The organism is Streptomyces sp. NPDC001717, assembly GCF_042892775.1.
Taxonomy (GTDB): Bacteria; Actinomycetota; Actinomycetes; order Streptomycetales; family Streptomycetaceae; genus Streptomyces.
This window is the reverse complement of record NZ_JBIAUK010000003.1, coordinates 66192-90352: the sequence shown is the minus strand read 5'-3', so window position 1 is coordinate 90352 and position 24161 is coordinate 66192. Positions and strand designations below refer to the sequence as shown.

At 72.7% G+C, this 24161-nt stretch carries 23 protein-coding genes; 4 read left to right on the top strand and 19 right to left on the bottom strand.

The genetic code is table 11. The annotated features are described in order from the left end of the window. Positions 1-539: 539 nt before the first annotated feature. From ACFYZL_RS07775 to ACFYZL_RS07765, 3 genes are read right to left on the bottom strand one after another with little or no spacing between them, the layout of a single operon-like run. The gene (locus ACFYZL_RS07775) at positions 540-2387 is read right to left on the bottom strand and encodes a hypothetical protein (protein ID WP_388677068.1); all 1848 of its coding nucleotides are present in this window, start codon (positions 2385-2387) and stop codon (positions 540-542) included. A gap of 46 nt (positions 2388-2433) precedes the next feature. Beyond that, complete coding sequence (locus ACFYZL_RS07770; RefSeq protein WP_388677065.1) at positions 2434-2826, bottom strand: PPOX class F420-dependent oxidoreductase; 393 nt, start codon at positions 2824-2826, stop codon at positions 2434-2436. A 58-nt stretch (positions 2827-2884) separates the two neighbouring features. Further along, positions 2885-3136 carry a helix-turn-helix domain-containing protein gene (locus ACFYZL_RS07765; protein ID WP_384595243.1) on the bottom strand — a complete coding sequence of 84 codons (252 nt, stop codon included), beginning with the start codon at positions 3134-3136 and terminating at the stop codon, positions 2885-2887. A 65-nt stretch (positions 3137-3201) separates the two neighbouring features. Here ACFYZL_RS07765 and map point away from each other — a divergent pair, with 65 nt between their 5' ends. Then, entirely contained in the window at positions 3202-3969 is a 768-nt protein-coding gene (map, locus tag ACFYZL_RS07760; RefSeq protein ID WP_384750045.1) for a type I methionyl aminopeptidase, read from the top strand. 3 nt (positions 3970-3972) lie between these two features. Here the strand turns inward: map and ggt are convergent, their stop codons facing one another. Further along, positions 3973-5769: a gamma-glutamyltransferase gene (gene ggt, locus ACFYZL_RS07755; protein ID WP_388677062.1), complete on the bottom strand. Its 1797-nt coding sequence runs from the start codon at positions 5767-5769 to the stop codon at positions 3973-3975. A gap of 126 nt (positions 5770-5895) precedes the next feature. On the opposite strand from ggt, the gene ACFYZL_RS07750 reads away from it, so the two are divergent. Further along, positions 5896-6621 (top strand): hypothetical protein, encoded by a 726-nt coding sequence (locus ACFYZL_RS07750; RefSeq protein ID WP_384750051.1) that lies wholly within the window; start codon positions 5896-5898, stop codon positions 6619-6621. On the opposite strand, the gene ACFYZL_RS07745 is transcribed toward ACFYZL_RS07750, so the two are convergent. The 6 genes from ACFYZL_RS07745 to ACFYZL_RS07720 all read right to left on the bottom strand — a co-directional run bounded on the left by ACFYZL_RS07745 (position 6581) and on the right by ACFYZL_RS07720 (position 13428). Continuing rightward, positions 6581-7840, bottom strand: a complete 1260-nt coding sequence (locus ACFYZL_RS07745) for a cytochrome P450 (protein WP_388677058.1) — start codon at positions 7838-7840, stop codon at positions 6581-6583. The two genes, ACFYZL_RS07750 and ACFYZL_RS07745, sit on opposite strands and share 41 nt — an antisense overlap. 64 nt (positions 7841-7904) lie before the next feature. Then, a complete protein-coding gene (locus tag ACFYZL_RS07740) occupies positions 7905-8423 on the bottom strand; it encodes a GerMN domain-containing protein (RefSeq protein WP_388677055.1) in 519 nt (172 codons plus the stop codon). Next, positions 8420-9883 carry an ATP-binding protein gene (locus tag ACFYZL_RS07735; protein WP_384750070.1) on the bottom strand — a complete coding sequence of 488 codons (1464 nt, stop codon included), beginning with the start codon at positions 9881-9883 and terminating at the stop codon, positions 8420-8422. Before ACFYZL_RS07735 ends, ACFYZL_RS07740 begins: the two co-directional genes overlap by 4 nt. Before the next feature lie 9 nt (positions 9884-9892). Continuing rightward, positions 9893-10576 carry a response regulator gene (locus ACFYZL_RS07730; RefSeq protein ID WP_384750073.1) on the bottom strand — a complete coding sequence of 228 codons (684 nt, stop codon included), beginning with the start codon at positions 10574-10576 and terminating at the stop codon, positions 9893-9895. Positions 10577-10615: 39 nt separating this feature from the next. After that, positions 10616-12283, bottom strand: a complete 1668-nt coding sequence (gene murJ / locus ACFYZL_RS07725; RefSeq protein WP_388677051.1) for a murein biosynthesis integral membrane protein MurJ — start codon at positions 12281-12283, stop codon at positions 10616-10618. After that, positions 12280-13428 (bottom strand): lipid II:glycine glycyltransferase FemX, encoded by a 1149-nt coding sequence (locus tag ACFYZL_RS07720; protein ID WP_388677048.1) that lies wholly within the window; start codon positions 13426-13428, stop codon positions 12280-12282. Before ACFYZL_RS07720 ends, murJ begins: the two co-directional genes overlap by 4 nt. 257 nt (positions 13429-13685) lie before the next feature. Here ACFYZL_RS07720 and ACFYZL_RS07715 point away from each other — a divergent pair, with 257 nt between their 5' ends. After that, positions 13686-14861, top strand: a complete 1176-nt coding sequence (locus ACFYZL_RS07715; protein WP_384750123.1) for an Ig-like domain-containing protein — start codon at positions 13686-13688, stop codon at positions 14859-14861. Between the two features lie 132 nt (positions 14862-14993). Next, positions 14994-16595, top strand: coding sequence for a CocE/NonD family hydrolase (locus tag ACFYZL_RS07710; RefSeq protein ID WP_388677045.1), 1602 nt, complete (start codon positions 14994-14996; stop codon positions 16593-16595). A gap of 14 nt (positions 16596-16609) precedes the next feature. On the opposite strand, the gene ACFYZL_RS07705 is transcribed toward ACFYZL_RS07710, so the two are convergent. The 9 genes from ACFYZL_RS07705 to ACFYZL_RS07665 all read right to left on the bottom strand — a co-directional run bounded on the left by ACFYZL_RS07705 (position 16610) and on the right by ACFYZL_RS07665 (position 23994). After that, positions 16610-17353 (bottom strand): amino acid ABC transporter ATP-binding protein, encoded by a 744-nt coding sequence (locus ACFYZL_RS07705; RefSeq protein WP_384750084.1) that lies wholly within the window; start codon positions 17351-17353, stop codon positions 16610-16612. Between the two features lie 5 nt (positions 17354-17358). Further along, positions 17359-17799 (bottom strand): DUF6278 family protein, encoded by a 441-nt coding sequence (locus tag ACFYZL_RS07700; RefSeq protein WP_384750087.1) that lies wholly within the window; start codon positions 17797-17799, stop codon positions 17359-17361. An 81-nt stretch (positions 17800-17880) separates the two neighbouring features. Then, positions 17881-18660 carry an exodeoxyribonuclease III gene (locus ACFYZL_RS07695; RefSeq protein WP_384750090.1) on the bottom strand — a complete coding sequence of 260 codons (780 nt, stop codon included), beginning with the start codon at positions 18658-18660 and terminating at the stop codon, positions 17881-17883. A gap of 28 nt (positions 18661-18688) precedes the next feature. Continuing rightward, entirely contained in the window at positions 18689-19321 is a 633-nt protein-coding gene (locus tag ACFYZL_RS07690) for an MBL fold metallo-hydrolase (RefSeq protein ID WP_384750093.1), read from the bottom strand. 9 nt (positions 19322-19330) lie between these two features. Continuing rightward, positions 19331-19921, bottom strand: a complete 591-nt coding sequence (locus ACFYZL_RS07685) for a hypothetical protein (RefSeq protein ID WP_384750095.1) — start codon at positions 19919-19921, stop codon at positions 19331-19333. After that, positions 19918-21153 (bottom strand): ROK family glucokinase, encoded by a 1236-nt coding sequence (locus ACFYZL_RS07680; RefSeq protein ID WP_388677040.1) that lies wholly within the window; start codon positions 21151-21153, stop codon positions 19918-19920. Before ACFYZL_RS07680 ends, ACFYZL_RS07685 begins: the two co-directional genes overlap by 4 nt. Next, on the bottom strand, positions 21150-22016 hold the full coding sequence (locus ACFYZL_RS07675; RefSeq protein WP_388677037.1) for an ATP-binding cassette domain-containing protein: 867 nt from the start codon (positions 22014-22016) through the stop codon (positions 21150-21152). Before ACFYZL_RS07675 ends, ACFYZL_RS07680 begins: the two co-directional genes overlap by 4 nt. After that, positions 21986-23017, bottom strand: a complete 1032-nt coding sequence (locus ACFYZL_RS07670) for an ABC transporter permease (protein WP_388677034.1) — start codon at positions 23015-23017, stop codon at positions 21986-21988. The genes ACFYZL_RS07675 and ACFYZL_RS07670 overlap by 31 nt, the downstream gene beginning before the upstream one ends. Continuing rightward, a complete protein-coding gene (locus ACFYZL_RS07665) occupies positions 23014-23994 on the bottom strand; it encodes a substrate-binding domain-containing protein (RefSeq protein WP_384750126.1) in 981 nt (326 codons plus the stop codon). Before ACFYZL_RS07665 ends, ACFYZL_RS07670 begins: the two co-directional genes overlap by 4 nt. Positions 23995-24161: the final 167 nt, after the last annotated feature.

The window sequence follows — 24161 nt, the reverse complement described above, 5'->3', positions numbered from 1 at the left end:
GGCGACCGGTTGGTGGGCGGCCGATGCGGGGTGCCGAACGCTGGCGCCCGGGCCCTCCGCGCACCCCCGCGCCGTCGGGGTCGGGTGTGCGGCGGGGCGCCCCCGCGGGGCGTCGGACGCCGGTGCTCCGCGTACCGGCCTCTGCCCGTACCCCCCGCGCCGGCGGGGTCGGGTGTGCGGCGGGGCGCCCCCGCAGGGCGTCGAACGAAACCCGATCCACTTGCCAGTGCCGCATGGGGTTCGACGCCCGAGGAGGTGCCCCGGCGCGCGCCCGACCCCGACGGCACCCCGGCCCGCCCCGGCCAAGGGCAGTGCCGCTGCGCGGAGCCGGTCCCCTACCCGCCCTTCCACCGTTCCCCGGGGCTCCGCCCCGGACCCCGGTCCTAAACGCCGGACGGGCTGAAATCGCCCGCCCGCCCCGGACCCCGGTCCTAAACGCCGGACGGGCTGGAATCGCCCGCTGGCCCCGGACCCCGCGCCTCAAACGCCGGCGGGGCTGGAGGGTGCCGGCGGGGCTGGAGGATTCGGGGCTCCGCCTCCTACGGAACGGCGACGCCGGACACGCGCAGGGCGTGGGACAGGTCGCGGTGGTGGGTGCGGGACAGGGCGCGGGCCGCGTCCAGCAGGCGTGGGGTGAACCACTGCGGGTCGTGGCGGGCCAGGGCGGCGGACTCCTCGGCGGTGTGCAGCCGGACGTAGGCGCCGAGCAGGGTCTGGGCCTCCCGGTCCCGCCCCGCGGCGCCGAGGGCGAGGGCGGCATCGGCGATCTCGGCGGCGGGGCGGGCCGCGCCCTGGCGGAGCAGCCCGTCGCAGTCGGCCTCGCGGCCGGCCCCGCCGAGGGCGGCCGCGGCCGCGGCGAGGCGCTCGGGCGGGAGCGAGGCCGCCTCCCACAGCAGGGTGGCCCAGTCGGCGGCGAGCCCGGCACGGTTCAACTCGGCGGCGAGCGCGGGCAACCGCCCGGCGGGCCAGGCCGCGGCCTCGCACAACAAGGCGTGCGCCTCGCCGGTGCGGTGCTGCGCCCGCAACACGAGCAGCGCTTCGACGACCCCTTGCGGGGAGCCTCCGGCGGACCCCCCGGCGGACCCGCCGGGGAAGCCACCCGCTGCCGGCTCGCCTTGCCCGGGCGGGCGTCCGGTCCCTGGCTCGCCCGACCCCGCCCGGACCGCTGCGGGATCCCCGGGAAAGCCGCCCGGCACCGGGGTGCTTTGCCCGACCCGCGCCCCTGCGGGGCCCCGGGTCGAGGGCGCCCGCGGGAAGTCGTCCGGCGGCGACTCGCCCAGGCCTGCCGGGCCTGCCGCCGAGGCCTCGGGGTACCGGGCCGCCCGGGGCTCGGCAGAACCCGCCCGGGCTCCTGCCGGGTTCCCCGGGAAGTCCTCCGGCGCCGGGCGGTGCCGGGTGGTCGGGGGTGGCTGGTGGGGAGTCCGCTCCGGCGGCCGGGGTGAGGCTGCCGGTGCGCCGCGTTCCGGGCCGGTGCGGCCGAAGCGGGCTCCACTCGGGGCGAGGTACGGGGCGGGAGTGCCCGCGCCCGGGGGCGGGGTGAAGGCCGGGGGTTCGGGGGCCGCCGAGCCCGCGTACCGGGCGCCGCCCGAGCGGCGCCCGCCCCGCAGCCACCGCCCCTCGGCCCGCCCGACGGGCCGCTCACCGACCTCGGGCGCCCGCTGCCGCGGCACCGCCTCCAGCGGCTCGCCTTCGGGACGGGCATGCCCGGGCACCCATGGCCCGGCACCCACCGGGCCGGGGGTCCCGGGAGCCGCAGGCCCCGGCCGGTCCGATCCGGCGGCCGTACCCGCCCGGCCCGGGCCGGCCTCCGCAGGCCCCGGCCGGTCCGATCCGGGAAGGGATCCCGGCGCGGCCGGGGCAGCGGGGGCCGGCGCCGCCTCCCCGGGTGGGGACACGGCGGCGAGGCGGGACGTCAGGTCGGCCTGGCGGGACGTGGCACGGGTCGCGTCGTCGCGGGTCCACGCCAGCTCCCGGGACAGGGCCTCCGCCTCCGCCGGGTCGGTGGTGGAGGACAGCCGCTCCGCGAGGTGCCGCAGCGCCGCCTCCGAGTCCGCACGCTGCGCCGCCGACGCCGCCAGCAGCGTCCGCAGTTCCGCATCGCCGCCCGGCAGCCGGTCCCACGCCATGACGGCCGCCGCCCGCAGCCGGGCCGCGTACGCGCTCTCCCGCTCGGCGAACTCCGCACCCCGGGCCACCGCCAGGTCCGCGAGGAGGGACTCCACCACGTCCCACGGCGCCATCGCGCGTCCGTCGAGACAGGCCCGCATGCCGTCCGGGTCCCGGTGCAGGAACTCCCCGTACCAGCCCGCCCCCGGGTCCAGCCTCTGCGTCAACCCCCGCAAATAGTCGGAGAGTTGAATGATCACCAGCGAAGTCGCGGTCTCCATGGACCGCATTGGATCGCACCAGTGTTACGGGCGGGCTACGCGCACTTCAAACCTTCACGGCGATCGCGGTGTGCGGCCGCTTGCCCAGCCGGGCCATCGCGCCGGGCAGGTCCAGCGCCCAGAACTGCCAGGTGTACTTCCGGGACATCAGCTTGCGCACCCGCTTCAGGCCCGCCTCGTCGAGCAGCCGCGCCTCGCCCTCCACGACCGACGCCCCCTCGGGCACCCGCCCCTTCACGTCGCACGGGGCGACGGTGACCCGGCCGTTGTTGCGGATCCGCTTCACCTTCCAGGTCTCGGTGCGCGTCCACACGTACAACTCGCCGGAGTCGGCCACCGCCCACACCGGGGTGGCGACGGGCGTGCCGTCCTTGCGGAAGGTGGTGAGGCTGACGTATCTGCCCCGGTTGAGCTCGTCGAGAGTCGCAGTCCCAGTCATGGCGTGAGCCTAGCCCTCGGTCACCGCCGCGCGGGGCGGAACGACAGGGGCCCGGCCGTCAGGCGGGGACGAGGGCGCAGCGGCGGATCACGTCGTCCAGGGAGAGGCCCAGGGCCTCGGCGAGGGCGGCGACGGTGAAGAAGGCGGGGGTGGGGGCCCGGCCGGTCTCGATCTTGCGAAGGGTCTCGGCGGACAGCCCGGCGCCGGCCGCGACCTCGACCATGCTGCGCGCGCCGCGGGCTTCCCGCAGCAGCGCGCCCAGCCGCTCGCCGCGCTCGCGCTCTTCCGGGGTCAAGGGGGTACGGACCATGCCGTCAGCCTACCCCGTCACGCCAATAAGTATCCCGGTAAAGTTATACCGGTATAGTAATTGGCATGATGGAACTGAAGACGGACCGGTCGATCGACGAGATGCGCGCGGCGGGCCGGGTGGTCGCGCACGCCCTGGCCGCCGTGCGCGAGAGCGCGCGGGTCGGGGTGTCCCTGCTGGAACTGGACCGGGTGGCGCGGGCCGTGCTGCGCGAGGCGGGCGCCTCCTCGCCCTTCCTCGGCTACCGGCCGCGGTTCGCGCCGGTGCCCTTCCCGGCCGTCGTCTGCGCCTCGGTCAACGACGCGATCGTGCACGGCGTCCCGGACGGATACCGGCTGCGCGACGGCGATCTGGTGAGCATCGACTGCGGCGCGAAGCTGCGCGGCTGGGTCGGGGACGCGGCCGTCAGTTTCACGGTCGGCCGGCCCCGCCCGGCCGACCTGCGGCTCATCAGGGCCTCGGAGGCGGCCCTCGCGGCCGGCATCGCCGCCGCCGTGCCCGGCAACCGGATCGGCGACATCGCCCACGCGATCGGCACGGTGTGCCGGCGCGCCGGATACGGGATCCCGGACGGCTTCGGCGGCCACGGCGTGGGCCGCACGATGCACGAGGAGCCGGGCGTGCCCAACGAGGGCCCGCCGGGGCGCGGCGTGCGGCTGCGCCCCGGCATGGTCCTGGCGATCGAGCCGATGCTGATCGCGGGCGGTACGGACGACTACACCTGCGACGCGGACGGCTGGACCCTGCGCACCGTCGACGGCAGCCGCGCCGCGCACGCGGAGCACACGGTCGCGATCACCGCCCACGGTCCGAGGATCCTGACCGCCCTGTAGCCCCTACGGCTTGCCGTACGGGCGTACGACCATCGCCGAGCCACCGCCCCGGCGGGTGGTTTCGGCGGCCGCCAGCCAGCGGCCGTCCGGAAGGCGCTGGACGCCCGTGGCGGCGCCGATCTCCGGGTTCTGCCGGAAGCCCTGCCCGAGCGCCTCCAGCTCCGTGCGCAGCGGGCTGTTCCACAGGCCCGGCTCCAGCTCGGTGGTGGTCTGGTTGCGCTGGCTGGCCCGCGGCGCGGCGATCGCGTCGACGAGCGGCAGGCCCCGGTCCAGGTGGCCGATCAGGGTCTGCAGGACGGTGGTGATGATGGTGGCGCCGCCCGGGGAGCCGACGGCCAGGACCGGCCGGCCGTCCTGGAGGACGATCGTCGGGGACATCGAGGAGCGCGGCCGCTTGCCGGGGCCGGGCAGGTTCGGGTCCGGGACGCCGGGGGCGGCCGGGGCGAAGGAGAAGTCCGTCAGCTCGTTGTTGAGCAGGAAGCCGCGGCCCGGCACGGTGATCGCGCTGCCTCCGGTGGACTCGATGGTCAGGGTGTAGGAGACGACGTTGCCCCAGCGGTCGGCGACCGTCAGGTGGGTGGTGTTCTCACCCTCGTACGTGGTCGGGGCGGCCTGCCCGGTGGTCGCGCAGGCCGCGGGGCTGTGCGGATCGCCGGGGGCCAGCGGGCTGGTCAGGGCGCGGTCGGGCTTGATCAGGCAGGCGCGCGAGTCGGCGAACGCCTGGGAGAGCAGTTCCTTCGTCGGGACGTCCTGGGCGGCCGGGTCGCCGACCCAGCGGCCCCGGTCGGCGAAGGAGATCCTGGAGGCCTCGATGAAGCGGTGCAGGTACTGGGCCTCGGAGAGCTTCGAGAGGTCGCCGCCCTCCAGGATGTTCAGCGCCTCGCCGACGGTGGTGCCGCCGGAGGACGAGGGCGCCATGCCGTAGACGTCCAGGTCGCGGTAGCCGATCCGGGTCGGGGCCTGGCGTTTGGTCCCGTACGCGCGCAGGTCGCCGGCGGTCAGGTCGCCTGCGCGGACCTTGCGGGTGGCGGCCGGGTCGACCGGGGGCGTGCGGACGGCCCGGACGATGTCCTCGGCGAGCGGGCCGCGGTAGAGCGCTCCGGTGCCCTTGCGGCCGAGTTCCTCGTACGTGGCGGCCAGGTCGGGGTTCTTGAAGGTGGAGCCGACCACCGGCAGGGCGCCGCCCGGCAGGAACAGCTTGGCGGTGTCGGGGAAGTCCCTGAACCGGGCCTCGTTGAGGGCCGTCTGCGAGCGGAAGGTCTCGTCCACGGTGAAGCCGTCACGGGCCAACTTCTCGGCGGGCCGCAGCAGTTGGCCCAGCGGGCGGCTGCCCCAGGCGTCGAGGGCGCTCTTCCAGGTGGCGGGGGTGCCGGGGACGCCGACGCCGAGGCCGCTGGTCTGGCCCTCCGCGAAGGGGATCGGTACCCCGTTCTCCTGGAAGAGGCCGGCGGTGGCGGTCGCGGGGGCGGTCTCGCGGCCGTCGATGGTGTGCACGCGGCGGGACTCGGCGTCGTAGTAGACGAGGTAGCCGCCTCCGCCGATGCCCGCCGAGTACGGCTCGGTGACCCCGAGCGCGGCGGCGGTGGCGACGGCCGCGTCGACGGCGTTGCCGCCCGAGCGCAGCACGGCGATGCCCGCGGCGGAGGCGTCCGCGTCGACGCTGGCGACGGCCCCTCCGTAGCCGGCCGCGACGGGCACCTTGGCCGGGGTGCCCGTGCCCGGCGGGGCGGCCGCCCCGGTGGAGACGAGTGCCCCGGCGAGGGCTACGAGGGCTAACCGATGTGCGGCGCGACGGTGCATCCGGACCTCCAGTGGCAGCGTGGGCCGAGCCTAGCGGCCGAGCCGGCGCCCCGTCAGGGCATCGCGTCCCACCGGAGCGGCACCGGCCCCGTGAACCCGCCACCCGGATGCCTTAGCATCCCGCGCATGAACGAGGACCTGCGCAACATCGTGCTCGGGGTGATAGCGACCGCCGTCAGCGGCGGTTTCGGCTGGTTCACCCGGACCTACCAGTGGCGGCGGGCGCTGCGCCGCAAGCAGGCCTTCTTCGGTCTGCCCACCGGCTCCGACTGCCTGTTCGTGGTCAACCGGCAGATGGGCGGCACCGATGCGTCCCTGCACCGCAACGATGCCTTCGCGCTGCTGGAGATATCGGCCCTGATCAAGGACTGCGGGGCGAACCTCCAGATCGTCACCCACGACGCGGCCCGCCAGGGCTTCGGCGAGCGGGCGGAGTTCTGTGTCGGCGGACCGGCGTCCAACGCCCGGACGACGGCCCACCTGGCCTCCATGCTCCCCGGAGTGCGCGTCGACGTCTCCACCGAGCCCGGCCCGGACCGGGGGTCCATCAGCGTCGGCGGGGAGACGTACCGGTGGGAGAGGGGCCTGGTCGAGTACGTGCTGCTGGCGCGGCTGACGACGGACCGGGGCTCCCGGCCCGTGTTCCTGCTGTCGGGGCAGACCGCCAACAGCAATCAGGCCGCGGCCCGTTACCTGGCTCGGCACCACCGCAAGCTCGCCCGCAAGTACGACGGGAACTCCTTCTGCCTCGTGCTGAAGGTCGTCAACTCCGACGCCTACGGGCCCGACGTGTCGGAGCTGGTCGCGGACGTCACCTCGGCGGCCCGCAGACCCGTAGCGGCAGCCGTGTGATCCCGTTGATGAAGTTGGAGACCAACCGGCGCGGGGCACCGGTCGGTTCGGGCGGTGGCATGGTCGCGCACCACTCCTCGTAGAGGGTGCGCAGCTGGAGCCGGGCGAAGTGGGCGCCGAGGCAGACGTGCGGACCGTCGCCGAAGGAGACGTGCGGGTTGGGCGTGCGGTTCGGGTCGAGGCGGCCGGGGTCGGTGAAGACGCGTTCGTCGTGGTTGGCGGAGGCGTGGAAGACCACCACCTTGTCACCGGCCCGGATCGGCTGCCCGGCGAGCGTGTGGTCCACGGCGGCGGTGCGGCGGAAGCTGAGCACGGGCGGGTGGACGCGCAGCAGTTCCTCGACGGCCCGGTCCTGCGGGGCGCGCCCGTCGGCGAGCGCCCGGTAGGCGTCGGGGGCACCGGCCAGCGCGAGGAGTCCGCCGGGGGCGGCGCTGCGCACGGTGTCGTTGCCGGCGACGGTCAGCAGGAAGAAGAACATCTCCAGTTCGGCCGGGTCGAGTCCGGCCAGGGCCAGGGCGGTCATCACGTCGTCGCCGGGGTGCGCGCGCTTGTGGGCGGCGAGTTCGCGGGCGTACGCGAACATCTCGCCGAGCAGCGCCGGAGAGCGCGGGTTGAGGGGTTTTCCGTCGGGGCCGAGCAGCGGGGCCGGGGCGTCCTCGGGGTCCTGGTAGCCGATGATCCGTACGGTCCACTCCAGCAGCAGGGCGCGGTCGGAGGGCGGGACTCCCAGCAGGTCGGTGAGGTTCAGCAGGGCGTACTCGTCGGTGACGGTCCGCACCAGGTCGGCGGAGCCGTCCTCGGCGCCGTCCCGGGCGGCGGCGAGCAGGGAGCGGGCGCGGTCCCGCACCCGGCCGGCGAAGGCGTCGACGCGGGCGGGGGTGAAGGCCCGGGAGACGAGCCGACGCAGTCGGCCGTGGTCGGGGGGATCCTGGTTGAGCATGGTGCGGCGCAGGAAGGGCAGGTCGGCCGGGTCGGGGTCGCGGATCTGCGTGGCGCCCAGCCAGGAGGAGTACGTGCGGTGGTCGCGCAGGACGCGTACGACGTCGGCGTGCCGGGTGACGGCCCAGAAGCCGGGACCGGCGGGCCAGCCCTGGATCTCGGGCTCCGCCTGCCAGGCCACCGGGTGCCGCTCGCGCAGCAGCCGGTAGCGCTCGTGGGGGACGCCCTCGGCGTAGACGCGGGGATCGAAGACGTCGGGGACGTCACCGGCGTGGTCCATGGGGCCACGGTGTCGGCCGCCGGGCCGTTCGCGCAAGCCCGGCCGGGGCCCGTTGTGGAACTCGCTACGGCCGGCCGTCGCAGCCGATCGCGTCGAGGGTGCCGTAGGACCCCTTGACGGCGACGGTGAGCCGCACGCCCTTGGACGCCGTGGAGCCGAGGGTGCACACCAGTTGGCGTCGGGCGTTCGGCGTCAGGTCCTCGGCGTCGAGGGGCAGGTGGACGGTCAGCACGTCACGCGACGGGGACGAGATGGCCGGAAGGTCCACCCGCTTGCCGTGGAGGGAGGGGACCTCGGTGGTGAGGCCGGCTTCCCGCTCCCGCTGGCCGGGGCCGTCCAGCAGCCGGTTGAGCAGTTCGACCGGCGGCACCTTGGGCACGTCCCGCTGCGGGGACGGCACGAGGCGGCCGTCGGGGCCGAGGAAGTAGAGCATGGAGAAGCCCTCCGGGCCGGCCACGAGCACGGTGGCGGCGGAACCGCTGTCGACCGGCCCGGTGGGCTTGATCCCGCATCCGGCCAGCCCTGCGAGCAGCAGCGGGGCCAGCAGGGTCGTCGCGGCGGCCGCCGCCCGTACCCGGGTCATGCGCGTGCCTCCAGGGGCATGTCGAGGGTGAAGACCGCGCCGCCGGCCGGCCCGTTGGCCGCGCGGAGGGTGCCGCCGTGCAGGCGGGCGTTCTCCAGGGATATGGCGAGGCCGAGGCCGCTGCCCGTCGAGCGGGTGCGGGCCGCGTCGGCCTTGAAGAAGCGGTCGAAGATGTGCGGGAGCACTTCGGGGGCGATGCCCGGTCCGCTGTCGGCGACCTCGATGAGGAGCCGCTCGCCGTCCGCGCCGCCGTCCGGCCCGGGGCCGGTCCGTACGGTGACCCGGACGGGTGCGCTGCCGTGCTTGAGGGCGTTGCCGACCAGGTTGGCGAGGACCACGTCGAAGCGGCGCGGGTCGAGGCGGGCTCGGACCTCGACGTCCGGGTCGGTGACGACGGCGACCCTGCCGTCGTCCCAGTGGCGGCGCTCCAGGCTCTTGCCGACGGCTTCGGCCAGGTCGACGTCGTCGAGGTTGAGCTCGGCGGCCCGGGCGTCGAATCGGGACATCTCCATGAGGTCCTCGACGAGGACGGCGAGCTTGCCGGTCTCGGCGCTGATCAGCCGCAGGGCCTTCGCGGTGTCCGGGTCGAAGTGCTCGGCGTCCTCGTCGAGGACCTCGGTGACGGCGAGCATCCCGGCGAGCGGGGTGCGCAGTTCGTGGGAGACGTCGGCGGCGAAGCGGCGGGCCCTGACCTCGGCGTCCTGGAGTTCGGTCACGGACTGTTCGAGGGCGCGGGCGGTCTCGTTGAAGGTGCGGGCGAGTCCGGCGAGTTCGTCGGCGCCCCTGACCTCGATACGGGTGTCCAGCCGGCCCCGGCCCAGCTGTTGGGCGGCGGTGCGCATGTCCCGTACCGGGCGCAGCACGCTGCGCGCGGCGAGCAGGGCGGGGATCAGGGCTATGGCGAGACCGGGGACGGCGCCCTGCTGGGCGGCGTCGACCATGGCCTTGACGGTGGCCTGTTCGGCGTCGAGGGGCATGGTGGCGTAGTAGACGACGCCCGTGGCCTGGCGGACTCCGTCGCGGACGAAGACGGCGGGCATCGCCACGACCAGGTAGGGGTTCCCGGCGCGGTCCTCGACCCGTTGGAAGGCGCCGTGCGGGTGGGCCGTCACCTTGTCGCGGAGCGCGTCGGTGACCACGGTGGAGGTGGCCGGGCTGACGTTGGAGGAGGCGCGCAGGGCTCCGTACTCGGCGAAGATCGTCCAGGGGTGCGGTTTGCCGCGTTTGGCGAGGTCGATGACGCGGCCCTGGAGTTCCTTCTGGTCCATGGGCAGCTGGATGCCCTCCTGCTCGATCTGGTCGCGCAGGGTGGAGACCGCGGTGTCCTGGGTCTGGGTGAGGATCGCGTTGCGCGCCTTCTGGTAGGTCAGGGCGGCCGTGGACACCGCGGTGATCGCGGCGACCAGCAGGAAGGCCGCTATCAGTCGGGTGCGCAGGCCCAGCGGCGCGATCCTTCTCAACGCCGCCTCCTACAGGGGGCCGAAGCGGTAGCCGAAGCCCCGCACGGTCTGTATGTAACGGGGGGCGGCGTCGGGGTCCTCGATCTTGTGGCGCAGGCGGCGGACGCACGCGTCCACGAGGCGGGCGTCGGCGTGGTAGCTGTGCTCCCACACGTACTCCAGGAGCTGCTGGCGGGAGAAGACCTGCTCGGGCGAGGCCGACAGGTGCAGCAGGAGCTTGAGTTCGCTGGGGGCGAGGGGGACGCGCACGCCGTTCTTGGCGACGGTCAGGCCGGCGCGGTCGACGGCCAGTTCCGCGTGGAACTCGATGCCGGGGCGGCCGCCGGTGGGGTCGCTGTGGCGGCGCAGGACGGCCTTGATGCGGGCTTCGATGACCTCGGTGCGGGCGGGTTTGACGATGTAGTCGTCGGCTCCGGCCTCCAGGCCGACGACCACGTCGAAGTCGTCGCCGCGCGCGGTGAGCATGATGATCGGCACCTCGCTGGTGTCGCGGATCCGGCGGCAGACCTGCACGCCGTTGATCCCCGGCAGCATCAGGTCGAGCAGGACCAGCTCGGGACGGAAGCTCGCGAGCAGCGCGAGCCCGTCCTCGCCGGTCTCCGCCGCGCTCACCTCGTGGCCGCGGCGGCGCAGGCCGAGGCCGACGCCCTCCCGGACGGAGGGGTCGTCCTCGATCAGCAGTACGCGTGGCATCCGGTCAGTATCCAAGATCTTTTTGGGGTCGGCCTCCCCCTAACGGCCGATCTTGCGCCTCAGGGAGCCCAGCAGGTCGGTGATCTCCACCAGGCGCAACGGCCCGGCGAGGAGGACGACGACGAGTGCGAGGGCCCCGGTTCCCGCCGCCACGGCGGCGACGTTCCCGAGGGGGTCGGCGGCGCGGGCGACGGCGTACCCGGCGGCGGCCGCGGGCACGCAGGCGGTCACCAGCCGCAGGTGCGTGGCGACGGCGCTCGCGCCCCCTTCGGTACGGGTCCCCGCGCGCGGGCCGAGCCGGCGGGCGAGGACGTACGCGGTCACGGCGGCGCCCGCGGTGAAGGCGATCGAGCAGGCCGCGGCCATGCCGGTGACCGCCCAGCGCGGCGGCAGCAGGAGGTAGGCGGCCGCCGAGAGCCCGGCGTTGAGGGCGGCGATGACCAGGTTGAGGAAGAAGGGGGTCCGGGTGTCGGACAGGGCGTAGAAGCCGCGGGAGAGCACGTACTGCGCGGAGTAGGAGATCAGGCCGGGCGCGAAGGCCGCCAGCATGCCGGCCATGACGGCGACGTCGGCCGCGCCGGTGCGCCCGTACTCGAAGACGCTGCCGATCACCCAGGGTGCGAGGGCGGCGAAGAGCGCGGAGGCCGGGACGACGAGGGCCGCGCTGGAGCGCAGCGCGTAGGAGACGTCGGCGCGCACGCGCGCGAGGTCGCCGTCGGTGGCGGCGGCGCTCATCCGGGGCATGAGGGCGGTGACCAGGGAGACGGTGACGATGCCCTGCGGGACCATCCACAGCAGGTAGGCGTTGCTGTAGGCGGTGTAGCCGGCGCCCGCGGCGAGACCCGCGTCGACGGCCTGCTGCCCGGTGGCGGTGGAGAGCCGGGTCACCACCCAGTAGGCGAGTTGGTTGGTCAGGACGAGCAGGACGAGCCAACCCGCGTTGCGCAGGGGGCGGGTGAGGCCGCTGCCGCGCCAGTCGAAGCGGGGACGCCAGCGGAAGCGGGCGGCGCGCAGCGAGGGGACGAGCGCCAGGGCCTGGACGACGATGCCGGCGGTGGTGCCGAGGCCCAGCAGCCGGGTATCCGAGGCGGTCAGGCCGTCCGCGGCGTCGTGGGCGAGGAAGAGGAAGAGCCCGAAGACGGCGATGACGACGAGGTTGTTGAGGACCGGGGTCCACATCATCGCGCCGAACCGGCCGCGCGCGTTCAGCACCTGCCCGAGCAGGGTGAACAGCCCGTAGAAGAGGATCTGCGGGAGGCAGTAGCGGGCCAGGGCGACGGTGGTGGACTCCTGGCCTCCGCTGTAGCCGGTGTACGCGGAGACGATCAGCGGCGCGGCGAGCACGGCGGCGGCGGTGACGACCAGCAGCGCGGCCGTGCAGGCCGTGAGCAGCCGGTCGGTGTAGGCGGCGCCGCCGTCCTCGTGTTCCTTGGCGGCGCGGACCAGCTCGGGGACGAACACCGCGTTGAGGGCGCCGCCGATGAGCAGGATGTAGAGGATGTTGGGGACCGTGTTGGCGACGGCGTAGCCGTCGCCGAGCAGTCCGGTCCCGAGCGCGGCGACGACGACGGCGGAGCGGACGAACCCGGTGGCGCGCGAGACGATCGAACCGGCGGCCATGACGGCGCCGCTGCGCAGCACCGAGCTCTTCCGCTGCGGCGCGGGGGCGGCGGCGGTCGCCGTCGCGGTTGCCGTGCCCTGGTTCACCGGCGGGCCAGGTAGGCCTGGAAGGCCTTGTAGAGCGCCGTGTTGGCGTATCCGTCCATCGGGGTCTCCCACTCGCCGAGCGTCTCGACGACCTGCCCGCCGGTGCCGAGCTTCCAGCGCAGCAACCCGAAAGCACGTTCGTCGGGGTCAAGGGTGGAGGGTACCCCGCGCATGTCGTACTCCTCCGCCCCGAGCCCGTGGGCGTCGCACATCATGCGCCACTGGAGCGCGTTGCTGGGCCGCACGTCGCGGCGGTGGTCGGCGGAGGCTCCGGTCTGGTACCAGGCCCGGTGCCCGGCCACGATCATCGTGTGGGCGGCGAGTATCTCGCCCTGGTGCACGCCCAGGTAGAGGCGCATCCGACCCGGCTCCTCGGCGTTGAGCGCCTCGTACTGGCGCTGGTAGTACGCGAGGGAGCGGCCGAGACGGAAGCCGTCGCGCTCCTCGGTGATCCGCAGCAGGCGGTAGAACTCGGGCAGGTCCGCCGCGGTGCCGATCACCGTCTCCACGCCCGCCTTGCCGGCCTTGCGGACGTTGCGCCGCCACTCCTGGTTCAGGCCGGACCACAGGTCGTCGAGGGAGCGGCCCGCGAGCGGTACGCGGAAGACGTGGCGGGGCTGGGCGTCGCCGTCTTCCTCGCCGCCGCACCGCTTCCAGCCCCGGGTGCGCAGCCGGTCGGCGAGGGCGGCGCCGACCGGGTCGACCTCGGTGGCGAGGACGTCGGACAGCTGCCGTCCCGGCCCGGTGGCGGCCTTGACGGTGGCCGCGTCCCAGCGGCGGTAGGCGGGGGTGGGACCGATGCGGACGGCGAAGGCTCCGGCGGCCTTCAGGTGGCGCATGAGCGGGGTCAGCCAGCGGTCTACGTGGGGATCGGACCAGTCGGCGACGGGGCCCTCGGGCAGGTAGGCGAAGTATTTGCGGGTGCCGGGAAATTGGCGGTAGAGAACGAGTGCGCCCCCCTGTATCCGGCCGTCCGGGTAGTGCCATCCGACCCTTTCCGAGCGCCAGAGGTCCTTCACTTCCGCCCATGACGGGTACTGGAGGAAACTCGCCCGCCGGTGCTCCGAAAGGAAGTCCCGGTACTCGGCGACGGACAGGGCGCGCACCCGGAGCTCCTGGTCCTCGTCGCGCTGAGTGGGGGTCACGAGCAGTGCACACACGGACGGCTGCCTTCCTGTTCGCCTTTTCGATGGCTCACAGGACTCTCACAGCCACGCGTGACCGACGTGCGCGGCGATTGTGACCGGACGATGACCGTTCTGCTGCGGTCGATGTCACAGCGGCCTCGGCGAACTTTTCCCGGAGTTCGGCAACCTAAAGTCGTTTCGTGCGCTCTTACTTTGCGGACGTTCACACTTCGGAGGGGTTTTCGTTGAGCCGTATACGCACTCGTCACGCCGTGATGGCGGGTACCGCAGTCCTGGCCGCCGCACTGACCGCCTGTTCGGGCGGAAGCGGGGGCGGGAGCGGTGACACGGCGAAAGCCAATGCCGAGGTGAAGCAGAAGGCGCCGATGGCGATATCGGTGAACCTCACGGGCGATCAGGTCAAGGCGGGCGAGCCGGTGAAGGTGACCGTCGCCGACGGCAAGCTCGCGCAGGTGAAGGTGACGGACGCCAAGGGCGGCGAGCTGGCGGGGCAGATAGCCGCCGACGGCAAGACGTGGACCTCCGAGCGGAACGCCTCGCCGGGCACCGACTACAAGGTCGAGGCGACGAACACCGACAGCCAGAACGCCACGGCCCAGTTCAAGACCGGTGCGGCCGACAAGGTCAACAAGGTCTCGATCAACATATCGAAGGGCAGCACGGTCGGCGTGGCCATGCCCGTCTCGCTCGTCTTCGACAACCCGGTCGCCAACAAGGCCGAGGTGGAGAAGGCGCTGAAGGTCACCACCTCGAACGGCACCGAGGGGTCCTGGGGCTGGATCAAGGACTACTCCGGCAAGGACCGCGTCGACTGGCGGCCGAAGGACCACTGGAAGTCCGGCACCGACGTGAAGGTCGACATGCACCTGAACGGTGTGGACTCCGGCAAGGGCGGCGGCCTGTTCGCCCGCGACTACAACACCGAGTTCAAGATAGGCAAGGACCGCCGGATCGAGGTCAGCCTCGACACCAAGAAGCTGACGGTGACCGAGGACGGCCAGACGACGAAGACGATCCCGATCTCGGCCGGCACGCCGGGCGGCCAGAAGGCCTCCTGGTCCGGGAAGATGGTGGTGATGGCGAAGGAGGGCACCATCCGGATGAACTCCGAGACGGTGGGCCTGGGCAACGCCTACGACAAGATGGTCGACTACTCGATGCGGCTCACCTGGTCGGGCATGTACGCACACGCCGCGCCCTGGAACTCGGGGAACTTCGGCCGCGCCAACGCCAGTTCCGGGTGCGTGGGCATGAGCGACGCCAATGCCGCGTCCTTCTACGCCGAGGCCCAGGTCGGCGACCCCTTCGAGGTCGTCGGCGACGGTTCCAAGGGCCAGGCCGACCTCGGCAACGGGTACGGCGAGTGGAACCTGTCCTGGGACCAGTGGAAGGCCAAGAGCGCCGTGTCCGGGACCCCGCAGAACGGCTGACGCCGCGGAGCGCCTCGACTGACTTTCGTTCAATCGTTACCGGCAAGCAACCCACCAATGGGTTACTTCCGGTAACTCCCTCCCGTTACCGTCGGGTCACTTTGACGACCCGGCGCACGCGAGGAGCGATCGATGCAGCGCACCCGCACCACCACAGCCGCCGCAGGCGTGGCAGCCGTACTGGCGGCCACCGCCCTGGGCCTGGCCCCCCACCAGGCCCAGGCGGCCACCGCCCCCGCCCCCGCGATCACCACGGCCTCCGAGACTTCGTCCGGGGTGACCTTCCACGACATCCCGGGCTCCGGCGGCATCACCCTCAAGGGCAACGTCTTCACCCCGGCCGGCGCCGAAACCGGCCGCACGTACCCCCTGATCGTGCTGCCCACCAGCTGGGGCGTGCCGCAGATCGAATACATCGCCCAGGCCAAGCAGCTCGCCGACTCCGGCTACGTGGTGGTGAGTTACACCTCCCGCGGCTTCTGGCTCTCCGGCGGGCAGATCGAGGTGGCCGGCCCTCCGGACGTGGCCGACGTCTCCGCCGTCATCGACTGGGCCCTCGCCCACACCCCCGCCGACGCGGACCGGATCGGCCTCGGCGGGGTCTCGTACGGCGCCGGCATCAGCCTGCTGGCCTCCGCGCACGACAGCCGCGTCAAGGCGGTCGTCGCGCTCAGCGGCTGGGCCGACCTCATCGAGTCCATCTACTCGGGGCGCACCCAGCACCTCCAGGCCGCCGCCCTGCTCGGCGGCGCCGGGTACCTCACCGGGCGGCCCGGCCCCGAACTCCGGCAGATCCTGCGCGACTTCCTCGGGTCGAGGCTGGAGAACGAGCAGGCGATGATCGAGTGGGGCCGGGAGCGCTCCGCCGCCGAGCAGGTGGACCGGATCAACGCCAACGGCGCCGCGATCATGCTGGGCAACGCCTGGGGCGACACCATCTTCCCGCCCGACCAGTACGCGAAGTTCTTCGAGGAGCTGACCGGACCCAAACGGCTGGAGTTCCGCCCCGGCGACCACGCCACCGCCGAGGGGACCGGACTGCTCGGGCTGCCCAACGACACCTGGACCAACGCCCACCGCTGGTTCGACCGCTACCTCAAGGGCGAGCGCAACGGCGTAGACACCGAGGCCCCCGTACAGATCAAGTCCCGCAGCGACGCCGGGTACGAGGGCTACGCGGACTGGAAGTCGGTCGGCGCGGGCGGCACCGAGAAGCTCGCGCTCTCCGACGGCGAGCACGTCTTCGCGAACGTCGACTCCGGGGCCGACGGCGGCGTCGTCTTCCTCTCCAGCCTCCTCGACCAGCTCGCCCAGGCGCCGCCGGCCGCCTCGATCCCGCTCCTCCCCCGCGCCTTCGCCGCCGTCTGGCAGTCCGAGCGGTACTCCCGGGAGCGCCGCGTCCGAGGCACCGTGAAGCTCCACACCACCGTCACCCCCACCAAGGCCGACGGCACCTTCGTCGCCTACCTCTACGACGTCGGCCCGCTCGGCGTCGGCAAGCTGGTCGGCCACGCGCCGTACACCTTCCACGACAAGACCCCGAACCGGGCCTTCGGCGTGGACCTGGAGCTCTTCTCCACCGCCTACGACGTGCCCGCCGGCCACCGGCTCGCCCTCGTCATCGACACCGTCGACCCGCTGTACATCGAGCACAACCCCTTCGGTGCGCAGCTGACCTTCTCCTCGCCGCGCACCGATCCCGGTTACGTCTCGGTGCCCCTGCGCGAGCCGTAGGGGCACCGAGCGCCTCAGTGCTTGAGGATCTTCGAGAGGAAGTCCTTGGCCCGGTCGCTCTCCGGGGCGGTGAAGAACTGCTCCGGCGAGCGGTCCTCGACGATCTGCCCGTCGGCCATGAAGACGACGCGGTTGGCGGCGGACCGGGCGAAGCCCATCTCGTGGGTGACCACGACCATGGTCATGCCCTCCTGGGCGAGCTGCCGCATGACCTCCAGCACCTCGTTGATCATCTCCGGGTCGAGGGCGGAGGTGGGCTCGTCGAAGAGCAGGGCCTTGGGGTTCATGGCGAGGGCCCGGGCGATGGCCACGCGCTGCTGCTGCCCGCCGGAGAGCTGGGCCGGGAACTTCGGGGCCTGGTCGGCGAGGCCGACGCGGTCCAGGAGCTCCAGGGACCGCTTGTCGGCCTCGGCCCGCTTGCGCCCGCGGACCTTGACCTGCGCGAGCGAGACGTTGGCGAGGACGGTCTTGTGCGCGAAGAGGTTGAAGGACTGGAAGACCATCCCCACCTCGGCCCGCAGCCGGGCCAGTTCCTTGCCCTCCTCGGGCAGCGGCTGCCCGTCGAGCGTGATCGTGCCCGATTCGATGGTCTCCAGCCGGTTGATCACCCGGCACAGGGTCGACTTCCCGGAGCCGGAGGGGCCGATGATCACCACCACCTCGCCGCGCCCGACGGAGAGGTCGATGTTCCGGAGCACGTGCAGGTCCCCGAAGTGCTTGTTGACGCCCCGCAGCTCGATCAGCGCATCGACGGCCATGCCGCTCACCCCTCCGAGGCTTCGGCGTAGGCCTGGCCGAGCTCGGGGGAACCGGTCATCGCCCAGGAGACCCCCGACTCGATCACGTTCAGCTCCCGGCCGGAGACCAGCCGGATCACCGGCTGGCCGCTCGGCCGGATCGCCCAGCCCGTCCCCGGCACGGTGCGGATGATCACGGTGCCGAGGTAGAAGCCGGCGTCGTTGCCGAGCCACGGCACGATCTCGGGATCCCGCCGCCAGCGGGGCATCAACTGGTCCAGGGCGCCCAACGAGGCGACGCTCTCGTCGAGTTCGAGCCCCGCCGCCCTCGCCTGGACGCGCAGCATCTCGCACTCGGAGAACAACTCGGCCACGCCCTCGGGGTCGTCCGCGAAGGCGGCGGCAAGTCCCGCGCCCTGTTCCGTTTCGTGTCGGTTCAGCCAGTTGTCCAGGAAGGGGATGTTCATACCGCCCAGCGTCGCACCAGGATCCGCCGCCGGCCACAGGGCGCGCCTGGATCGGACGGCACGGTTCTGTCCGGAGGGTCGTCAGAGCTCCAGGTCCACGACGACCGGGGCGTGGTCGGAGGCGCCCTTGCCCTTGCGCTCCTCGCGGTCCACGTAGGCGTCCTTGACGGCCTTGGCGAAGGCCTCGTTGCCGTACACCAGGTCGATGCGCATGCCCTTGTTCTTGGGGAACGCCAGCATCCGGTAGTCCCAGAACGTGTACGGGCGGTCGTACTTGAGGGCGCGCGGGAAGACGTCGGAGAGTCCGGCCGCGCGCAGGGCCTCCAGGGCGGCCCGCTCGGCGGGGGTCACGTGCGTGAGGCCCTCGAAGACGGCCGGGTCGTAGACGTCCTCGTCGGTCGGGGCCACGTTGAAGTCGCCCATCACCGCGAACGGAAGGGCCCCGGCCGCGTCCTCGGCCACGGCCGCGGTCAGGGCGCGGAACCAGTCCAGCTTGTAGCCGTAGTGGTCGTGCTCGACCTCGCGGCCGTTGGGCACGTAGACCGACCAGACGCGGACCCCGCCGCAGGTGGCGGAGATGGCGCGGGGCTCGTCGACCTCCTCGTAGAGGGGCCCGCCGGGCAGACCGGTGACGACGTCCTCCAGGCCGACCTTGGAGAGCAGGGCCACGCCGTTCCACCGGCCGGTGGCGTTGACGGCCGCCTCGTAGCCCAGCTCGCGCAGCGCGTCGTACGGGAACTGCTCGGCGGAGCACTTGGTCTCCTGGACGCACAGCACATCCGTGCCGGAGCTCTCCAGCCAGGCCAGCAGGCGCGGCAGCCGGGCGGTGATGGAGTTGACGTTGAACGTGGCGATACGCATGCGTTCAACCTACCGCCCGGCACCGACATCACAGCTCGGCGGTGCCCCCGGCGGTGAGTCGCCCGTGGTCCGTGCCGCCCAGGGAGTCCAGGGCGAAGTCGTAGATCGGCCGGGCGATGTCGGCGAGGTAGGCGTCGTGGATGTCGATGGCCCGGCGCGGCTTCACCTCGCGGAGGTAGTCGATCACCTCGGCGATCTTGTTCCAGGGGGCGTGCACGGGGAGCATCAGGGTGTCCACGGGCGCGTCGGGCACCGTCAGCGCGTCCCCCGGGTGGAAGAGGGAACCCTCCACGAGGTAGCCGACATTGGTGACCCGGGGCAGGTCCGGGTGGATCACGGCGTGCAGCTCGCCGTGGACCCGCACGTCGAACCCGGCGGCGGTGAAGGCGTCACCGTGGCCCACGGTGTGCACCCGGCCCGGGTAGGCGGGGGCGATCTTGTCCGCGACGCTGCGCAGGGTCCACAGCTCGGCCGCCGGGTTGGCGTCGAGCGCGGCCCGCAGCCGCCCCTCGTCGAAGTGGTCGGGATGTTCGTGCGTGACCAGCAGGGCGTCCGCCCCGAGACCGGCGTCGGGTTCGCTGAAGGCGCCCGGGTCGATGACGAGCACGCGCCCGTCCTTCTCCAGCTGGACGCAGGAGTGCAGCCGCTTGGTGAGCTTCATGATCCCAGGCTACGGAACGGCGGTGGAGACCACGTAGACCTTGGGGTTCTCCGGGTTCGTGAGGTCGACCGTGATGTCGCGGGTCGGGCGCGGTTCCGGCTGTTCCAGGGTGATCCCGTACCAGTTCGCCTTCGGGCTCCAGCTCCAGCCCGCGACCTCGGAGTCGTGCGGGGAGATCGTGATCTCCCCCTGGGCGAGGGCGTCGCGGCTGGTGCCGACGGAGGCGAGGAAGGCGTCCAGGTCGGCCGGGGTCACCGAGAAGGCGGTGAACAGCCGGCTGGTGTGCCAGTTGTTGGTCTCCAGGAAGCCGACCCGCCAGGCCTTCGGCGGGATGGGCACCTCGTAGATGCTGCGCTGCACCTTGGACGGCCAGCCCGGCCTGACCTTGGAGGCACCGATCCGGGCGGCCTTGTCGCGGCCGCTCTCGCGGCTCTGCTGGGTGGAGATCGCCAGGTAGCCCGCGGGGACGCCGACCAGCAGCAGGATGATGACCGCGGTGATCCAGCGGCGCTTGACGACGTGCCTGCGGTTCTCGACGGGTCGCGGGGTGGCGTCGCCGTCGGGGGAAGGGGCCTGGCGGGGCAGGGTGGGCGGGGTCACTGCTGGTCGTCCAGGTTCTCGGGGCCGGGGATCCGGGGGGCCTTGGTTTCGGGGGCCGGGGGCTCGGGGACCTCGGTGTCGCGGGCCGTGCTCTCGCGGCGGCCCAGCTGCTGCGCGTAGCGCTCGTACCGTTCGTAGCGCTCGACCCGGCGGCGGGTGGCGCGGCGGAAGCGGCGGGCGACGAGCCGGGCCAGGTCGGCCGCGCCGACCATGCCCGCCTCGGGGCCGAGCTGCGCCTTGGCGATACGGGCCTCGGGGCGGTAGCCGCGGCCGGTGAGGTGGCGCCGGAAGGCGTCCCGGGCGGGGCCGATGAGCAGGTCGTCGGCGGCGCTGACGCCGCCGCCGATGACGAAGCAGGAGGGGTCGAGGGCGGCGGCCAGGTTGGCGATGCCGACGCCGAGCCACTGGCCGATGTCCTGGAGCAGCTCGACGCACATGGCGTCGCCCTCGCGGGCCAGCTCGGTGATGAGCGGTCCGGTGATCTCCGAAACGTTCCCGCCGACCCTGGCGATGATGTTGTACGCGACCGGGGAGTCGGCCGCGGCCAGCTCGCGGGCCTCGCGGACCAGGGCGTTGCCGGAGCTGTACTGCTCCCAGCAGCCCCGGTTGCCGCACGGGCAGCGGTGCCCGCCGGGGACGACCTGCATGTGGCCGAACTCGCCCGCGACCCCGTAGCGGCCGCGCTTGACCTGGCCGCCTTCGAGGATGGCTCCGCCGATGCCGGTGCCGAGGGTGATCATGACGAGGTGGTCCTCGCCGCGGCCGGCACCGAAGCGCCATTCCGCCCAGGCGGCGGTGTTGGCGTCGTTGTCGACCATGACCGGGACGGCGAGCCGGGACTGGAGCGCGTCGCGCAGGGGCTCGTCGCGCCAGGCCAGGTGGGGTGCGAAGAGGACCCGGGAGCGGTCGGCGTCGACCCAGCCGGCCGCGCCGATGCCGACGGCGTGCACGTCGTGCCGGTCGGAGAGGTCCAGGACCAGTTCGACGATGGTGTCCTCGACGACCTTGGGGCTCTTGGACTTGTCGGGGGTCTCGGTGCGGATCTTCTCCAGGATGACCCCGTCGGCGTCGACGACGCCGGCCATCACCTTGGTGCCGCCGATGTCGATGCCGACGGTCGGGACGCGCGGGGCGGTCAGGTGCGACCGGCGCTCGCGGCTCCCGATGGTCCGCAGCACGGTGCCCTTCGCCGCCCCCCGGTGGGCGAGCGTGAAGTCCCGGTACGTGCTCATCGAGTCGTGTCGTCCCTGTCGGTGGTGGCGGTGGGCGTGGTGCGGTCGTCCCCCGATTCTGCCACCCGCTCCAGTTCGTGGCTCAGCTCGTCGAGCTCGGAGCCGCCCGCCATCTGCCGGGTGAGCTCGTCGAGGGTGATCGAGTCGCGGGTGTGGCTGCCCGCCATGGTGCCGCGTTTGAGCAGGACGAAGCGGTCCCCGACCAGGTACGCGTGGTGCGGGTTGTGGGTGATCAGGACCACGCCGAGACCCGCGTCACGGGCGGCGGCGACGTACTTGAGGACCACTCCGGACTGTTTGACGCCGAGGGCGGCGGTGGGCTCGTCGAGCACGAGGACCTTCGCGCCGAAGTGGACGGCGCGGGCGATGGCCACGCACTGCCGCTCGCCGCCGGACAGGGTCCCGATGGGCTGGTCGACGTCGCGCAGGTCGATGCCCATGCGCAGCAGCTCGGCCCGGGTGGTCTCGCGCATGTACGGGACGTCGAGGCGGCGCAGGAGCCCGCGGCCCTTGGTGGGCTCGGAGCCGAGGAAGAAGTTGCGCCAGACGGGCATGAGCGGGACCACGGCGAGGTCCTGGTAGACGGTGGCGATGCCGCGGTCGAGGGCGGCGCGCGGGTTGGCGAGGACGGTCTCCTCGCCCTCGATCTCGAAGGTGCCGGCGTCGTGCCGGTGCAGCCCCGCGATGATCTTGATGAGGGTGGACTTGCCGGCGCCGTTGTCGCCCAGCACGCAGGTGATCTCGCCCGCCGAGACCTCCAGGGAGACGCCCTGGAGGGCGCGGATGTTGCCGTAGTACTTGCTGACGTCGGTCAGCTCCACCAGTGCGGTGCTCACTTTGCCTCCGCCCGCTTGCGGACCCACGCGTTGAGGAGCGTCGCGAGCAGGAGCATCGCGCCGAGGAAGAATTTGAACCAGTCCGGGTTCCACTGGGCGTAGACGATGCCGTTGCTGGTCATGCCGAAGATGAACGCGCCGACCGCCGAGCCGATGGCGGAGCCGTATCCGCCGGTCATCAGACAGCCGCCGATGACCGCCGCGATGATGTACAGGAACTCGTTGCCGACGCCCTCGCCCGACTGGACCACGTCGTACGAGAAGAGGATGTGCTGGCCGGAGATCCAGGCGCACAGGGCCACGCCCATGTAGAGCCCGATGCGGGTCTTCACGACGGGGACGCCGGTCGCGCGGGCCGCGTCCGCCCCGCCACCCACGGCGAAGATCCAGTTGCCGGCGCGGGTGCGCAGCAGGATCCAGGTGGCCACGGCGACCAGGACCAGCCACCACAGGATGGTGACCTTGAGGGTGACCGAGCCGATCGTCCACTGCGAGGCGAACAGGGCGCGGGCCGAGGGGAAGCCCTCCATGTCGGCGATGGTCTTGGTGGAGACCGAGCCGCTGATCAGCTTGGTGAAGCCGAGGTTCAGGCCGGTCAACATCAGGAAGGTGCCGAGCGTGATGATGAAGCTGGGCAGTTTGGTGCGGGTCAGCATGAAGCCGTTGAAGAAGCCGATGGCCAGGGTGACGACCAGGGACACCAGGACCCCGACCCAGACGTTCGCGGTCATCTGGTAGCTGAACATCGAGCCGACCAGGGCCGAGGTCGTGACCATGACACCGGCGGAGAGGTCGAACTCGCCGCCGATCATCAGCAGGGCCACCGGGCAGGCCATGATCCCGATGGTGGAGGCCGAGTACAGGATCGTGCTCAGGCTGGAGGCCTGGAGGAAGGTGGGGGCCGCGATGGAGAAGAAGACGAAGACGGCGGCGGCGCCGACGACCGCGCCGAACTCGGGACGCCCCAGCAGCTTGCGGACCAGGGAGGTCGGCGCGAGGCGTTCGTCCGCGGTGGCGGTGGCGCTCATCGCCTGCCCCGCTTGATGTAGTCCTCCAGCTGGGCGGCCTCGGCACCGGTGACGATCTGCGGTCCGGTCAGGACCGGGCGGCCGCCGCCGAGCACGTTCGCGTTGTAGCGGTAGAGCCAGAGCAGGTCGATCGCCTCGTAGCCCTGGAGGTAGGGCTGCTGGTCGACGGCGAAGCCGAGGGCGCCGGACTTCAGGTCGCGGGCGACGGCCTCGTTCAGGTCGAAGGTGTCCACCTCGGCCTTGCTCGCGGCCGCTTCCTTGGCCTTGATCGCGGTGGCGGCGAAGGGCGCGCCGAGGGTGACGATCGCGTCGACGGACGGGTCCGCCTGGAGCTTGGCCTGGATGGCGGCCTGCACGGAGGGCATGTTGGTGCCCTCGACGTACAGGTTCTCCATCGTTCCGTCGAACGTCTTCTTGGCGCCCGCGCAGCGCTGCTCGTGGCCCACGTTGCCCTGCTCGTGCAGGACGCAGACGGCCTTCTTGCGACCGCGCTTGGCCAGCTCGGTGCCGACGGCCTCGCCGGCGATCGTCTCGTCCTGGCCGATGTGGGTCAGCGCCCCGTACTCGGCGGACTGGGCGGATCCGGAGTTGACCGTGATCACCGGGATGCCGGCCTTGACGGCCTTGGCGATGACGTCCTTGAGGGCCTCGGGCTTGGCGAGGCTGACGACGAGCCCGTCGACCTTCTGGTCGATGGCGTTCTGCACGAACTGGGCCTGCTGCTGGGCCTGGTCGTCGTGGGCGTAGACGAAGTTGATGTTGTCCTTCGCCGCCGCCTCCTTGGCGCCCTTCTGGACGATGTCCCAGAAGGTGTCGCCGTCGCCCGCGTGGGTGACCATCGCGAAGGTCCAGCGCGGGGTGGACACGGCGGGCCGGCCCGCCTCGGCGGCCTTCGCGCGCTCTTCGGCGCGCTTGCCGCCCGTACTGCTGCAGCCCGCGAGCGAGGCCCCCAGTACCGCCGCGAGCACCGCGCCCACGACGCGCACCCCTGTCCCAACCCTAGCCACGTCGCCGCGCCCTTCCCTCGTCCGTCACGTCCATCACGTCCGTCACGACCGTCATGATTCGGTCATTCCGGTTCCAGCCGCTCAGTATCCGCCACAGTGGACCATGCGGGCCCATCGGGGCATGGCCGGGCAGATTG